The following is a 13,654-nucleotide window of genomic DNA, read 5'->3' as shown; positions in this document are numbered from 1 at the left end:
CGCTGCGCTTACTCCGGCCAAAGCTGGCCAAGATATTGCTAGAAAACCCTTTGGCCTGTTTTTAGGACCTTGACAAGAGCAGTTATGCCAAGCCATTGCCTTTTCAAGCAAGCGCCTTGTCTTTACTGCTCCCTAGACCAGTATCTACCTGCAAAGCGTTTAAAGACACAAGCAAAGCTCGTCATAGCTTTTCAGGTAATTATAGATATCCATATCTAAAACTTATTTTATTAGAGTTAAGTATCTCGCTTTAACACCAAGCCGTTATATTTCCACCCAAAACAAAAAGCCCAGCTAATCAGCTGGGCTTTAAGTATGGTGCCGGAGATAGGAGTCGAACCTACGACCTTCGCATTACGAATGCGCTGCTCTACCAACTGAGCTACACCGGCTTGTCACATGTAATTTTAATCCAAAGCTGACTTATTAATCTATTGCTTCGAGCTCTCTACACTCAAGAGCAACCTGCTGGTTTGAACTCATCTTTTACAGCAGTTGTAGCACAGCTAAAACCACCAGCACTTTCGATTTTCCCAGTTTCGTCCTGTTCTTGATCTGAATAAGCAAGCTTGATCGTCGCTGTTGCTGTTGAAGAAGTAGCCGCTGCGCCAGGATTATTAATCGTACATTCCATCCCTGAATCATCAACTACTATGCTGGAACATGAGCCAGTTGAGGCAGTTGCATCCCCACCGTTAGCGCCAGCAGTAGTTGCAAAACCTGTATTACCCAAATCAGGAGTAACACCGTTTGACTTATTCATCTCAAACTGGGTTTTATGCGATGACAGATCAGCAAGTGCAGCAGTTACTTTTGCGCGAGCCACATAATTCTGATAAGCAGGCAGTGCAATTGCCGCCAAAATACCAATGATCGCTACAACGATCATCAATTCAATCAATGTAAAACCTTTTTGAGCTTTCATGCTTGTCTCCATTAGAAGAAGTAGGCTCAACATGCCTGACTTTCCCTAAGCATTCAGCGTGCCAACCGCTTAGATCACAATATTTGTGTGAAATAGATTCCTTGCCGCTTCGCCTGCATGGCAAGTACTGACAATAATTGTCATGCAAAAGTGCGTATTTGATAGGACTGCTTGCGGCTGCTATAAGGCAGGCATCGCTTATCCTTATCGGCCCGTCTTATGAATGATTTAGCGCCCCTCTCCGGTCTTGCCCGTCAGCTTGTTTTGGCGGAGCTACTGGATGAAAAAACGGCTCAAAGCGCGGTTGCGCAGAGCAAGGTCAGCAAAGTCCCGCTGGTAACGCACCTGGTCCAGAATCGCCTCGTTAAAAGCCGGGCGATTGCGGAGCTGTCTGCAGAACAATTCGGCTTGGCGTTTTTAGACCTGAGCGCGGTTGATAAGGAATCTTTGCCTAAAGAAATCGTGAGCGAGAAGCTGATGCAGCAGCATCACTTCCTGCCGCTTGCCAAGCGCGGCAATAAGCTCTTTATTGGTATATCCGACCCGACCAACCAGCAAGCGATCAATGACATACAGTTCAGCACAGGGCTGACTGCCGAGCCTATTCTGGTCGAGGACGACAAGCTTCATAACGCCATTGATCAATACCTGGATAACGGCACCGGTGGGCTGGATCTTGGTGATATTGATCTTGATATCGAGATCAATACAGAAGAAGAGAAAAAGTCTGAAGTAGATGCGGACGATGCCCCAGTTGTCCGCTTCGTCAACAAGATGCTGCTCGACGCCATCAAGCGCGGCTCGTCTGACCTGCACTTCGAGCCTTACGAGAAGATGTATCGAGTGCGCTTCCGTACCGATGGCGTCATGCATGAAGTGGCACGCCCGCCTATTCAGCTGGCCCCACGCATTTCGGCTCGCCTGAAGGTCATGGCGAGCATGGATATCTCCGAACGCCGCAAGCCTCAGGATGGCCGGGTAAAGCTTAAAGTTTCCAAAAACAAGTCCATCGATTTTCGCGTCAACACGCTTCCGACCCTCTGGGGCGAGAAGATCGTAATGCGAATTCTCGATCCCTCCAGTGCCCAGATGGGTATTGATGCCTTGGGCTATGAAGAGCGCCAGAAAGAGCTGTATATGGAGGCGCTTAGCCAACCACAAGGTATGATTCTGGTAACCGGCCCCACGGGCTCCGGTAAAACCGTATCGCTGTACACAGGCTTGAACATCCTTAATACGGTCGACATCAATATCTCGACGGCAGAAGACCCGGTAGAGATCAACCTGGAGGGTATCAACCAGGTTAATGTCAACCCGCGTCAAGGAATGGACTTTGCCCAAGCGCTTAGAGCGTTTCTCCGTCAAGATCCTGACGTGATCATGGTAGGTGAAATCCGCGACCTTGAAACGGCAGAGATTGCCATCAAGGCTGCACAAACGGGCCACATGGTTATGTCGACGCTGCATACGAACAGCGCTGCAGAAACACTGACGCGCCTGCGGAACATGGGCGTACCTGCCTTTAACATTGCCACCTCGGTAAACCTGATCATTGCCCAGCGGCTGGCTCGCAAACTGTGCCCTAAATGCAAAAAGCCACATGATGTACCTAGGGAAACCCTGTTGAGTGAAGGCTTCCCTGAAAGCCAGATCGGTAAGTTTACGCTGTACTCACCTGTGGGTTGCGAGGAGTGTAATAACGGCTACCGTGGCCGCGTGGGTATTTATGAAGTTGTAAAGATTACGTCTGCCATGCAGAACTTGATCATGGAAGAAGGCAACTCAATCGAGATTGCTCGCAAGGCGCGTGAGGAAGGCTTTAATGACTTACGGACATCTGGCCTGCTCAAGGCCATGCAAGGCGTAACCAGCCTGGAAGAAGTAAACCGCGTTACCAAGGACTGATTGGCGCGAACTTTGCGTGTCCACTCGATGCCCATGAAGGGCTGGTCAGTCACATGAACAAGAGTGGACGTCGTCAAACAGCATGGCTGCACATTGACAAGACGCACTCCAGCACCTGAAGAGCGGATTGCATGGCCGACAAAGCTTTAAAAATGAGCGCTTTTACCTGGGAGGGAACGGACCGTAAAGGCGTCAAGATCAAGGGCGAGATGACCGGGCTGAACCCTGCCCTGGTCAAGGCCCAACTGCGCAAGCAAGGGATCAACCCCACGCGCGTACGCAAAAAATCAGTCTCGATCTTCAGCCGCGGCAAAAAGATCAAGCCGATGGACATTGCCCTGTTCACTCGCCAGCTGGCTACCATGCTCGGGGCAGGTGTTCCTTTGCTGCAATCGTTCGACATTATCAGCGAAGGCTTTGATAACCCGAACATGCGCAAACTGGTCGACGACATCAAGCAGGACGTGGCGGCGGGTAACAGCCTTTCTAGCTCGCTGCGTAAAAAGCCCCAATACTTCGATGACCTCTACTGCAACCTGGTTGATGCGGGTGAGCAGTCTGGTGCGCTGGAAACGCTGCTGGATCGCGTAGCGACCTACAAAGAAAAAACCGAGCAGCTCAAGAAAAAAATCAAAAAGGCTATGACCTACCCTGCCGCCGTCGTGGTAGTAGCAGTTTTGGTTTCAGCCATTCTATTAATTAAGGTAGTTCCCCAATTTCAAACTGTTTTTGAAGGCTTCGGCGCAGAATTACCTGCATTTACGTTAATGGTAATCGGTATCTCCGAAGCGTTGCAGCAATGGTGGTTTATCGTTTTACTTGCTTTTTTTGGTATAGGCTTTGCCTTTCAAGCAGCTCATAGGCGATCCGAGAAATTCCGCGATGCCGTTGACCGTTTTGTACTCAAAATACCTGTGGTGGGCGCCATTCTTTATAAGTCTGCGATTGCACGCTATGCGCGTACCTTATCCACCACCTTTGCTGCGGGCGTACCGCTGGTAGATGCGCTGGATTCGGTTTCCGGCGCTACGGGTAACGTTGTCTTCCGCAATGCCGTCGACAAGATCAAGCAAGATGTCTCGACCGGTATGCAGCTGAACTTCTCCATGCGTACAACTGCCGTGTTTACCTCTATGGCAGTGCAAATGACGGCCATTGGTGAGGAGTCGGGTGCACTGGACGAAATGCTGGATAAAGTGGCCACTTTCTATGAAGAAGAAGTGGACAACATGGTCGATAGCCTTACCGCTCTGATGGAGCCCATGATCATGGCGGTTCTGGGCGTACTGGTGGGCGGTTTGATCATCGCCATGTACCTTCCTATCTTCCAGTTGGGCTCGGTTGTTTAATGGAGGCTATCGAGCTTTTGGCAACCTACCCCGCCGCGTACCTGAGTTGCGCGCTGGTGCTGGGCTTATTGGTTGGTAGCTTTCTCAATGTAGTCGTACATCGCCTGCCTAAAATGCTTGAGCGGGACTGGATAGCCCAGTCTCGCCAAATGCTGGAACTACCCAGCGAAGGCGAAGCAGAGCCCTATAACCTTGCCAAGCCCCACTCCCATTGTCCTCACTGCCAACATCGCATTCAGCCGTGGGAAAACATTCCTGTTATCAGCTATATCATGCTGCGCGGCAAGTGCTCCAGCTGCAAGGCCCCTATCAGCGTTCGCTATCCGCTGGTTGAATTGACGTGCGGCCTGCTTTCCCTGTTTGTCGTCTGGTATTTTGGTTTTACCTGGCAGGCCGGCAGCGCCTTGTTACTGACTTGGGGGCTGCTCGCCGCCAGCCTGATCGATGCTGATCATCAAATTCTTCCAGACGTCATTGTTCTTCCGCTGCTATGGGTTGGCTTGCTGGTTAACCAGTTTGAGTTGTTCTCTAGTCTCTCCGATGCAGTCTGGGGTGCAGCGGCGGGCTATATGAGCTTGTGGGTGGTTTTCCAGCTTTTCAGGCTGATCACAGGCAAAGAAGGCATGGGCTTTGGTGACTTCAAGCTGTTGGCCATGTTGGGCGCCTGGGGCGGCTGGCAAATCCTGCCGCTTACGATATTGCTGTCCTCTTTAGTGGGCGCGATTCTCGGCATCATTCTGCTTCGCCTCAAGAATGCCGAAAACAGCACACCAATACCGTTTGGGCCTTATCTAGCCATTGCGGGGTGGATTGCTTTGCTTTGGGGTGATCAAATAACAGGCATGTACCTTCACTTTGCCGGTTTTTGATGAGCAACCCTTGGATTCTCGGCCTTACGGGCGGGATTGGTAGCGGTAAAAGCGCCGCGGCCGAACATTTCGGCTCGCTGGGCATTCACACAGTAGATGCTGATCACGCGGCCCGCTGGGTGGTAGAGCCTGGCCAGCCCGCTCTTGAGCAGATTGCTCTGCATTTTGGCAGCGATATTCTGCTTGCTGATGGTCGTCTGAACCGCCCAGGGCTGCGTGCTCGCATATTCGCCATCCCCGAAGAAAGGCGCTGGCTTGAGTCGTTGTTACACCCTTTGATCCGACAGGAAATCATTCGGGCATTAAACGAAGCCACATCGCCCTATGCCGTTCTGGTTTCCCCTTTGCTTATCGAATCCGGCCAGACGCAGCTGACCCAACGGGTACTCGTCGTAGATGTGCCGGAAGCTTTGCAGCTCGAACGCGCCATGCGGCGCGATCAGGCTGACGAGACACAGATCAAGGCCATCCTTCAGGCGCAAATGAAGCGAGACGAGCGCTTGAAACACGCGGATGATGTCCTCATTAATGACGGGACGCTCGCGCAGCTCCATGAGCATGTCGAACGCCTGCATCACTTTTATCTCACCCTACAAGGAGGCAAGCATGCCTAAGCCACCTTTAACCGTAGATTGCCCTACGTGCGGCGCTCCCGTGGAGTGGAGCGAGGCCAGCCCCAACCGCCCCTTCTGTTCAGACCGCTGCAAACTAATAGACCTGGGCGCCTGGGCAGCAGAGGAGCACGCCATTCCCGGCAACGACCTGGAAGACGATTTGTTTTCAGAAGACATGCCACGCCGGGACCATTGAACCACTGCTCCATGGCGTCCCATACTAACCATTTTCGCCACACTTGGCTTTAAGCCGAAGCGCTCAATAACGTTTCGGCTAGCGCCTCCCTTATTTGGCCTTGGCCTTTAACGCATCTTTCAGCCCTTCGGCAGAGTCGAACTCTCGCTGCCCTACGAAACGGCCATGATCCAGCATGAGCCAAAGAACCTTTTCCTTGTCACCAGGGTAACGGGGCGCCACCCGCCCTTCATGATCCAATAGCACGCGGTAGTTATAGTCACGCATGGCAGGAATGGCGAACAACGTCGATATCACCTTGGGCATCTGACTGATATCAGCCAGGAAGGCTACCTTGTTAGCCTCTAGATAGCCCTTGGGCTGATCCTTCAAAGCCGCCTTCACGAGATTTGCACCCGTCATGCTGCGAGCAACCAGCAAAACCTGCAGATCATCGTCCAGCGTATAAGGGTGGTCGTTCTGATCCAACAGCGTCCAGGGTGCAAGGCGCTCTCCTGGCGCCAGTGCCCAGGTCAATCCGGGCAGTAAAGCAATCAGCAATAGCACAGAGCGCAAGACGCGCATGGAGCCTCCAGTTACTGGTTCAAAGAGTGAAAACTGTATCAGCGAGCAGCGCCAGGGTGACTGGCATTTCGCTGTCATCACTGTAAAAATATCCACGCCAGCCATTTTTCAATGTAAGCAGAACATCTGCCGCAGATCCGCAAACTTCCTCTAGAGCAAGGGCGTTGTACGCCGCTACCCTACTATCGTAATAGGCCCACCTGATGATACCGCTAAAAGAGCTTTTGGCAGCTGTGCCTCAAACGGGAACCGTACAGTGGATGGGTGTCCGCCCCGCGGCTCGAGCAGAAATGATCATTGTTGATGCTGTTGAGGCTCGCCGCGAGGCTGGCTTGACGGGCGACCATACTCGCCCCAGCCCGCGCAATGCTCGTCAGGTCACGCTTATCCAGTGGGAGCACCTGGCGGTCGTCAGCGCGCTCATCGGACGATCGCTTGAACCTCAGGACCTGCGCCGCAATATAGCAGTCACAGGTATTAATCTTTTCAGCCTTAAAAATCGTCGCTTTCAGATCGGTCAGGCCATTTTCGAAACAACCGGCTGGTGTCAGCCATGCGCTCGCCTGGAAGAGCGCCTAGGGCTGGGCACGTTTCAAGCGATGCGTGGCCACGGTGGAATTACTGCCCGCATCTTGAGCGGCGGAATCATCAGAGTCGGCGATACCGTAAGCGTCATCGACGACTAACCCAACGAATTACTTCATACGAGCCGACTCATCAGCGGCTCGTATCACCGCAGGCGCCTTGGCTGCCCGCGCCAAAGAATTCCAACACTATGAGTATGAAACACCATGACACATCGAATCGTAATCGTCGGCGGCGGCGCTGGGGGCTTGGAGCTGGCTACCCGCCTGGGCAGAAAGTTCGGTAAGCGCAACCAGGCACATGTCACGTTGGTCGATGCCAACCTGACCCATATCTGGAAGCCGCTCATGCATGAAATCGCCGCGGGCTCCCTGAACTCTTCAGCCGACGAACTCAATTATGTCGCCCAGGCCAAATGGAATCATTTTGAGTTTCAGCTAGGTCGCCTGACTGGCCTGGACAGAGCAAATAAGCGCATTCGTCTTGCACCTATCACCGACGAGCAAGGCAAGGAAGTTCTTGCTGAGCGAACCATGCCCTATGACACGCTCGTTATTTCCATCGGCAGTAAAACAAATGACTTCGGCACGCCTGGCGCTGCAGAGCACTGCCTGTTTCTGGATACCCGCGCCCAGGCCGAGCGCTTTCATCAGCAGCTGCTCAATCAATATCTGCATGCTCAGGCAAGCAGTGAAACGGCAGCGCCCATTGATATCGCGATTGTTGGCGCTGGCGCCACGGGCGTGGAGCTGGCGGCAGAACTTCGCAATACCGCTCAACAGTTGGTCTCCTACGGCTTGAATCGTATTCGCCCGGAAGACCTTCGCATCACGATTATCGAGGCAGGCCCGCGCGTACTACCAGCACTGCCCGAACGCATCGGAGAGCCGGTCGCTCAGCAGCTGCAGAAACTAGGTGTCCGCCTTATGACAGGCGCAGCCGTAAGCTCTATCACCGAAGATGGTCTAACCACCAAGAGCGGCGAATTCATCCCTGCCAAGCTTAAGGTATGGGCCGCTGGCATTCGTGCACCGGAGTTTCTGGCTAATATGGACGGGCTGGAAAGCAATCGAATCAATCAGCTGGTGGTACGCCCTACGCTTCAAACCACGCAGGATGATGACATCTTTGCCTTTGGTGATTGCGCGGCGTGCCCCATGTCGGGAGAGGACAATCGTAATGTCCCGCCTCGGGCACAGGCCGCCCACCAACAGGCCTCTCTACTGGTGAAATCCATAACGGCCCGCCTGAAGGGCGAAGCGCTGCCTGAATACCATTACAAGGATTATGGCTCACTGATCTCGCTTTCGCGTTATTCAGCCGTGGGCAACCTGATGGGTAATCTGACCGGGAATGTCATGCTGGAAGGCTGGCTGGCGCGCATGTTTTACGTGTCGCTCTATCGGCTGCACCAGCGGGCGCTCTATGGAAACTTCAGAACCTTGCTGCTGATCATTAGCGATCACCTGGGCCATACACTCAAGCCAAGGCTAAAGCTGCATTAAATGGTAGATGCCCTGTTTGCAAGGTGCAGACAGGGCACAAAACCCTGGACATGACGAATTTGCACAAAGCAAATAGCGCTGCGCCAAACAAACATGTACTGAAAAGAAGAAGACTTTAAAACGAGACACAGCGAAGAACTCGCTGCTTAGCAGAAATGCTTAAGAGGTTAACGCTTGGAGAAGAAAGTGGTGGGTCGTGTAGGATTCGAACCTACGACCAATTGGTTAAAAGCCAACTGCTCTACCGACTGAGCTAACGACCCACTTAATGGTCGGGGTAGGGGGATTCGAACTCCCGACATCCTGCTCCCAAAGCAGGCGCGCTACCGGGCTGCGCTATACCCCGACAAGGAAGTTGGCTCCGCGACCTGGACTCGAACCAGGGACCCAATGATTAACAGTCATTTGCTCTACCGACTGAGCTATCGCGGAACTTCTAAGCTTCCAATCTCAACCTTTGCTCTTCAGCGTTAAGCTGCGCTGCATCAGCTGAGGTGCGCCATTTTACGGGTATTGATTCCTGTGTCAACACCCTTTAGTAAATTTTATTGCAAAAAATTCATGCACTTAAGATACGCCTCGTCTGGAAACGCAAAGGGCGCCTTAAGGCGCCCTTTAGTAGACTAAGCAAATACGATGTCGTCGCCCTCTACCCTCGCCTCTATCTTGCTGCCTGGAACAAATTGTCCAGACAGAATCTGTTGGGCAAGAGGGTTCTCGATCCAGCGCTGTATGGCACGCTTCAAGGGACGCGCCCCATAGACAGGGTCGTAACCTACTGCAACCAGCTTGTTCATTGCCTCTGCCGAAAGCGCCAGATCCAGCTCACGCTCAGCCAGACGCTGACGCAGGCGGCTCAGTTGAATATCAGCGATACCGGCGATCTGATCACGACCGAGCGGTTCGAACACAACAACTTCGTCGATCCGGTTGATGAACTCCGGCCGGAAGTGGGTCGACACCGCATCCATGACAGCAGCACGCTGAGCCTCTTGGTCGCCAACCAATTCCTGTATTTGCGCTGACCCCAGGTTTGAAGTCATGACAATAACCGCATTACGGAAGTCGACAGTACGCCCTTGACTATCGGTCAGGCGGCCATCATCCAGTACTTGCAGCAGAATGTTGAATACATCCGGATGCGCCTTTTCCACTTCGTCCAGCAGAACCACGGAGTATGGCTTACGCCGCACCGCCTCGGTGAGATAGCCACCTTCCTCATAACCGACATATCCCGGAGGCGCACCAATCAGACGGGCAACGGAATGCTTCTCCATGAACTCAGACATGTCGATACGAATCATGGCGTCTTCTGTATCGAACAGGAACTCAGCCAACGCTTTGCAAAGCTCGGTCTTACCTACCCCGGTTGGGCCCAGGAACAGGAACGACCCGCTCGGCCGATTCGGATCAGCCAATCCTGCACGCGAGCGTCTAACGGCGTTCGCTACCGCCGTCACCGCCTCATTCTGCCCAATGACACGCTGATGAAGCGCATCTTCCATGCGCAGCAGCTTGTCACGCTCGCCTTCGAGCATTTTGCTGACCGGAATGCCCGTCCACTTGGAGACCACTTCAGCAATTTCGTCCTCGGTCACCTTGTTGCGCAGCAGCTGGTTGGCCGGCTTTTCATGTTGGTCCACCATCTGCAGGCTACGCTCAAGGTCAGGAATGACGCCGTATTGCAATTCTGCCATACGGTTGAGATCACCCTTGCGGCGCGCCAACTCAAGCTCCTGCTTGGCTTGTTCAATCTTCTGCTGCAGTTGTGCAGAACCTTGAACCTCCGCTTTCTCAGCCTTCCAGTCTTCTTCCAGATCGGCATACTCCTGCTCAAGCCGGGCGATGTCTTCACGCAGCTTGCCAAGGCGTTTCAGGGCACCTTCGTCACTTTCTTTCTTGAGCGCTTCCTGCTCAACCTTCAGCTGGATCAAACGACGCTCCAGGCGGTCAAGCGCTTCGGGCTTGGAGTCGATTTCCATCCGAATACGGCTTGCGGCCTCGTCGATCAGGTCAATTGCCTTGTCGGGCAGTTGCCGATCCGTAATGTAGCGATGCGACAGCTTGGCGGCTGCGATGATGGCCCCATCGGTAATCGCGACCTTGTGGTGCACTTCATACCGCTCTTTCAAGCCGCGCAGGATCGCAATGGTATCCTCCTCGCTCGGCTCATCGACCAGGACTTTCTGGAAACGACGCTCCAAGGCGGCGTCCTTTTCAATGTACTGGCGATACTCGTCAAGCGTGGTAGCGCCTACACAATGCAGCTCGCCACGAGCCAATGCAGGCTTGAGCATGTTACCTGCGTCCATGGCGCCTTCCGCCTTACCGGCACCCACCATGGTATGGAGCTCATCGATAAAGAGGATGACACGCCCTTCCTGCTTGGAAAGCTCATTCAACACCCCCTTGAGGCGCTCCTCGAACTCTCCCCGGAATTTGGCACCGGCAATCAGAGATCCCATGTCCAGGGCTAACAGACGCTTATCCTTCAGGCCATCGGGCACTTCACCGTTGACGATCCGCTGAGCCAGCCCTTCAACAATGGCTGTTTTACCAACGCCCGGCTCACCGATCAGCACCGGGTTATTCTTGGTACGGCGCTGCAGAACCTGGATAGTGCGGCGAATCTCGTCGTCACGACCGATCACAGGGTCAAGCTTGCCCTCCTCCGCGCGCTTGGTAAGGTCAACCGTAAACTTATCCAACGCCTGACGGGACTCCTCAGCATTAGGATCATTGACAGCGTCACCGCCGCGCAGGTTGTTGACGGCATTTTCCAGAGCCTTACGGGAAACACCCTGCGCCAGCAGTATCTTGCCAAGCTTGGTGTTCTCGTCCATAGCAGACAGCAGCACCAGTTCGCTTGAAATGAATTGGTCTCCCTTCTGCTGAGCCAGCCGATCGGCCTGATTCAACAGACGAGCCAGATCCTGAGACAGGCTGACATCCCCGGTAGGGTTCTGAATCTTTGGCAGACTGTCCAACTCCTTGGTCAGGGCCTGGCGGAGCATCTGAATATCAAAGCCGACCTGACGAAGCAGCGGCAGAATCGAACCGCCCTGCTGATCCAGCAAGGCAGAAAAAAGATGCACGGGCTCGATGGCCGGATGGTCATGTCCCACCGCGAGGGATTGGGCGTCGGCCAACGCAAGTTGCAATTTACTGGTTAAACGGTCAATTCGCATGACTATGTCCTTTATATGAGCGCGGGTCAGGGACGCACCATAAAAAGCGTCACAACGATTACCCGCCGAGATGCCTCTTACATAAGGACAATTCTGCTCGATTCAAGCGCTGGCCATTTGACCTGGATCAGTCGGATTACGCCTCATCCAGAGGTTGGGTCAGCCAGATCAGGCTGGCCAGGCGCCCTGTCTGCGAGGAGCGCCTAAAGGAATAAAATCGCGCAGTGTCGGTATACGTGCACCATCCGCCACCGTAGATGGCATCAATGCCGATGGATGCCAGCCGCAACCGCGCCAGCTGGTAAATATCCGCCATGAAGCGTCCGTCATTGACGCTGGGTTTGAAGGCTGTTTTTGCCCGGGAATGCTCTGACACGAACGCCTCGCGCACTTCAGCCCCAACTTCAAAGGCGTCAGGACCGATTGCAGGCCCAAACCACACCAGGATATCTCGAGGGCTCGACTCAAGCGACGCAGCCGTTGCTTCGAGCACACCACTTACCAGCCCTCGCCATCCGGCATGAGCAGCCGCGACACGCGTCCCTTGCCGATTACAAAAAAAGACAGGCAGGCAGTCTGCCGTCATGATCGTTGCAGCAATGCCAGGCGTCGACGTCCAGGAGGCATCAGCCTCAAGCACTTGGGCCGGATCAGCCTCAACGACAGAAATCCCATGCACCTGCTTTAGCCAGGCGGGTCGACACCCTAGCGAGTCGACCAACCGTTGCCGGTTTTCCGCCACGGCGGCCGGATCATCCTGCACATGATCGCCCAGATTAAGGCTCTGATAAGGCCCATGACTGACGCCCCCTGACCGAGTCGTAACGCAGCCTCTCACATTGGCAGGCGCAGGCCAGTCGGGAATCAGCCAGTCATTCATCCGGTAAACGCCTCACGATCCTGACGCAAAAGGCTAAGCAGCCAGACGATATCCTCAGGCAGAGGAGACTCCCAGCTCATACGCTCCCCCGTCACCGGGTGATCGAGTTCCAGGAAGCGGGCGTGCAGCGCTTGCCTAGGAAACTCTCGAAGCGTCTTGACCAGTGTTGGGTTGGTAGCAGGCGGAATTCGGAAACGCCCGCTGTATACCGGGTCCCCTACCAGCGGAAAGCCGATGTGGGTCATATGGACCCGTATCTGGTGAGTCCTGCCAGTCTCCAGCTTGACGCGCACATGCGTATAGGCCCGGAATCGATCCAGGACACGATAATGGCTGACCGCCGGCTTTCCACCGGTAACCACAGCCATTTGCTGGCGCCGTTGGGAGTGACGGCCTATAGGCGCATCTACCGTGCCGCCGGAAACCACTACGCCTGCTACAACCGCCTCATAAATACGACTGACGGAGCGTGCCTGAAGCTGGGCCACCAGATTGGTTTGTGCTTCCAGGGTCTTGGCGACAACCATCAGGCCGGTCGTATCCTTGTCCAGACGATGGACAATACCGGCACGGGGCACGTTTGCCAGCGACGGTACATGATGGAGTAAGGCATTGAGGAGCGTACCATCGGCATGGCCTGCCGCAGGATGGACGACCAGCCCGGCAGGCTTGTCCAGCACGAGCAAATGATCGTCCTCATAGACGATATTGAGCTCGATATCCTGCGCCACCCAATCGCCCTGCGCTTCTCGCTCCGCGCGCAAGGACAGTACGGCGCCGCCATGCACCAGATCACGTGGACGCAGGACCGCGCCATCAACAGTTAGGCTGCCTTCCTTGATCCAGGACGACAGGCGAGAACGGGAATATTCAGAGAACAGCTGAGCCGCTACCTGGTCGAGACGCTGACCGCCGAGTTCTGTAGGCACTTCGGCGTTGAGTTGGATAATATCGGACATAGCAGCCAACAAAGGCGTGTAGCTTTTGGTTTCAGCCACACGCTGTGGTTAAATACGAAAACTTTTTGCCCTGGCATGATGTTCATGCCGGGTTGTTCATCATAACAGGACGGTT

The 13,654-nt window shown here is 54.1% G+C and carries 12 protein-coding genes and 4 tRNA genes; 7 read left to right on the top strand and 9 right to left on the bottom strand.

From position 1 onward, the window contains the following. Positions 1-316: 316 nt before the first annotated feature. Positions 317-392 (bottom strand) — tRNA-Thr (locus tag AC4LF3_RS04315). Between the two features lie 62 nt (positions 393-454). Continuing rightward, positions 455-925, bottom strand: a complete 471-nt coding sequence (locus tag AC4LF3_RS04310) for a pilin (RefSeq protein WP_125887161.1) — start codon at positions 923-925, stop codon at positions 455-457. Between the two features lie 219 nt (positions 926-1,144). Here AC4LF3_RS04310 and pilB point away from each other — a divergent pair, with 219 nt between their 5' ends. The 5 genes from pilB (at position 1,145) to yacG (ending at position 5,858) form a co-directional block, all read left to right on the top strand. After that, positions 1,145-2,830: a type IV-A pilus assembly ATPase PilB gene (gene pilB, locus AC4LF3_RS04305; protein ID WP_491834837.1), complete on the top strand. Its 1,686-nt coding sequence runs from the start codon at positions 1,145-1,147 to the stop codon at positions 2,828-2,830. A 131-nt stretch (positions 2,831-2,961) separates the two neighbouring features. After that, positions 2,962-4,179 carry a type II secretion system F family protein gene (locus AC4LF3_RS04300; protein WP_125887163.1) on the top strand — a complete coding sequence of 406 codons (1,218 nt, stop codon included), beginning with the start codon at positions 2,962-2,964 and terminating at the stop codon, positions 4,177-4,179. Beyond that, complete coding sequence (locus AC4LF3_RS04295) at positions 4,179-5,048, top strand: prepilin peptidase (protein ID WP_491834836.1); 870 nt, start codon at positions 4,179-4,181, stop codon at positions 5,046-5,048. The genes AC4LF3_RS04300 and AC4LF3_RS04295 overlap by 1 nt, the downstream gene beginning before the upstream one ends. Continuing rightward, positions 5,048-5,662 carry a dephospho-CoA kinase gene (gene coaE, locus AC4LF3_RS04290; protein WP_407362913.1) on the top strand — a complete coding sequence of 205 codons (615 nt, stop codon included), beginning with the start codon at positions 5,048-5,050 and terminating at the stop codon, positions 5,660-5,662. Before AC4LF3_RS04295 ends, coaE begins: the two co-directional genes overlap by 1 nt. After that, positions 5,655-5,858 (top strand): DNA gyrase inhibitor YacG, encoded by a 204-nt coding sequence (yacG, locus tag AC4LF3_RS04285; RefSeq protein WP_010797204.1) that lies wholly within the window; start codon positions 5,655-5,657, stop codon positions 5,856-5,858. The genes coaE and yacG overlap by 8 nt, the downstream gene beginning before the upstream one ends. A gap of 90 nt (positions 5,859-5,948) precedes the next feature. On the opposite strand, the gene AC4LF3_RS04280 is transcribed toward yacG, so the two are convergent. After that, positions 5,949-6,422 carry an FAD/FMN-containing dehydrogenase gene (locus AC4LF3_RS04280; protein WP_491834835.1) on the bottom strand — a complete coding sequence of 158 codons (474 nt, stop codon included), beginning with the start codon at positions 6,420-6,422 and terminating at the stop codon, positions 5,949-5,951. Between the two features lie 203 nt (positions 6,423-6,625). Between AC4LF3_RS04280 and AC4LF3_RS04275 the strand changes: the two genes are divergently transcribed. After that, complete coding sequence (locus AC4LF3_RS04275) at positions 6,626-7,108, top strand: MOSC domain-containing protein (protein ID WP_074822824.1); 483 nt, start codon at positions 6,626-6,628, stop codon at positions 7,106-7,108. A 105-nt stretch (positions 7,109-7,213) separates the two neighbouring features. Beyond that, complete coding sequence (locus tag AC4LF3_RS04270; RefSeq protein WP_197872023.1) at positions 7,214-8,512, top strand: NAD(P)/FAD-dependent oxidoreductase; 1,299 nt, start codon at positions 7,214-7,216, stop codon at positions 8,510-8,512. A 187-nt stretch (positions 8,513-8,699) separates the two neighbouring features. On the opposite strand, the gene AC4LF3_RS04265 is transcribed toward AC4LF3_RS04270, so the two are convergent. From AC4LF3_RS04265 to rluD, 6 genes are all read right to left on the bottom strand, one after another. Then, positions 8,700-8,775: transfer RNA gene (locus AC4LF3_RS04265), tRNA-Lys, on the bottom strand. A gap of 6 nt (positions 8,776-8,781) precedes the next feature. Further along, a tRNA-Pro gene (locus AC4LF3_RS04260) sits at positions 8,782-8,858 on the bottom strand. 10 nt (positions 8,859-8,868) lie between these two features. Next, positions 8,869-8,944: transfer RNA gene (locus tag AC4LF3_RS04255), tRNA-Asn, on the bottom strand. Positions 8,945-9,135: 191 nt separating this feature from the next. Beyond that, a complete protein-coding gene (gene clpB / locus AC4LF3_RS04250) occupies positions 9,136-11,700 on the bottom strand; it encodes an ATP-dependent chaperone ClpB (protein WP_491834834.1) in 2,565 nt (854 codons plus the stop codon). Between the two features lie 136 nt (positions 11,701-11,836). Next, on the bottom strand, positions 11,837-12,580 hold the full coding sequence (pgeF, locus tag AC4LF3_RS04245; RefSeq protein WP_407362911.1) for a peptidoglycan editing factor PgeF: 744 nt from the start codon (positions 12,578-12,580) through the stop codon (positions 11,837-11,839). Beyond that, complete coding sequence (gene rluD / locus AC4LF3_RS04240) at positions 12,577-13,539, bottom strand: 23S rRNA pseudouridine(1911/1915/1917) synthase RluD (RefSeq protein WP_026004137.1); 963 nt, start codon at positions 13,537-13,539, stop codon at positions 12,577-12,579. The genes pgeF and rluD overlap by 4 nt, the downstream gene beginning before the upstream one ends. Positions 13,540-13,654 lie beyond the last annotated feature (115 nt).

The organism is Pseudomonas sp. C2.3V, from assembly GCF_058536325.1.
Note: the sequence above shows the minus strand (reverse complement) of the source record. Positions and strands in the feature narration are given on the sequence as shown.

What these genes read in the sequence shown, in the direction of transcription:
- pgeF (WP_407362911.1), bottom strand. Translation starts at nt 12,580, where the DNA reads ATGAATGACTGGCTGATTCCCGACTGGCCTGCGCCTGCCAATGTGAGA.
- yacG (WP_010797204.1), top strand. Translation starts at nt 5,655, where the DNA reads ATGCCTAAGCCACCTTTAACCGTAGATTGCCCTACGTGCGGCGCTCCC.
- AC4LF3_RS04275 (WP_074822824.1), top strand. Translation starts at nt 6,626, where the DNA reads ATGATACCGCTAAAAGAGCTTTTGGCAGCTGTGCCTCAAACGGGAACC.
- coaE (WP_407362913.1), top strand. Translation starts at nt 5,048, where the DNA reads ATGAGCAACCCTTGGATTCTCGGCCTTACGGGCGGGATTGGTAGCGGT.
- AC4LF3_RS04300 (WP_125887163.1), top strand. Translation starts at nt 2,962, where the DNA reads ATGGCCGACAAAGCTTTAAAAATGAGCGCTTTTACCTGGGAGGGAACG.
- AC4LF3_RS04270 (WP_197872023.1), top strand. Translation starts at nt 7,214, where the DNA reads ATGACACATCGAATCGTAATCGTCGGCGGCGGCGCTGGGGGCTTGGAG.
- clpB (WP_491834834.1), bottom strand. Translation starts at nt 11,700, where the DNA reads ATGCGAATTGACCGTTTAACCAGTAAATTGCAACTTGCGTTGGCCGAC.
- rluD (WP_026004137.1), bottom strand. Translation starts at nt 13,539, where the DNA reads ATGTCCGATATTATCCAACTCAACGCCGAAGTGCCTACAGAACTCGGC.
- AC4LF3_RS04280 (WP_491834835.1), bottom strand. Translation starts at nt 6,422, where the DNA reads ATGCGCGTCTTGCGCTCTGTGCTATTGCTGATTGCTTTACTGCCCGGA.
- AC4LF3_RS04295 (WP_491834836.1), top strand. Translation starts at nt 4,179, where the DNA reads ATGGAGGCTATCGAGCTTTTGGCAACCTACCCCGCCGCGTACCTGAGT.
- AC4LF3_RS04310 (WP_125887161.1), bottom strand. Translation starts at nt 925, where the DNA reads ATGAAAGCTCAAAAAGGTTTTACATTGATTGAATTGATGATCGTTGTA.
- pilB (WP_491834837.1), top strand. Translation starts at nt 1,145, where the DNA reads ATGAATGATTTAGCGCCCCTCTCCGGTCTTGCCCGTCAGCTTGTTTTG.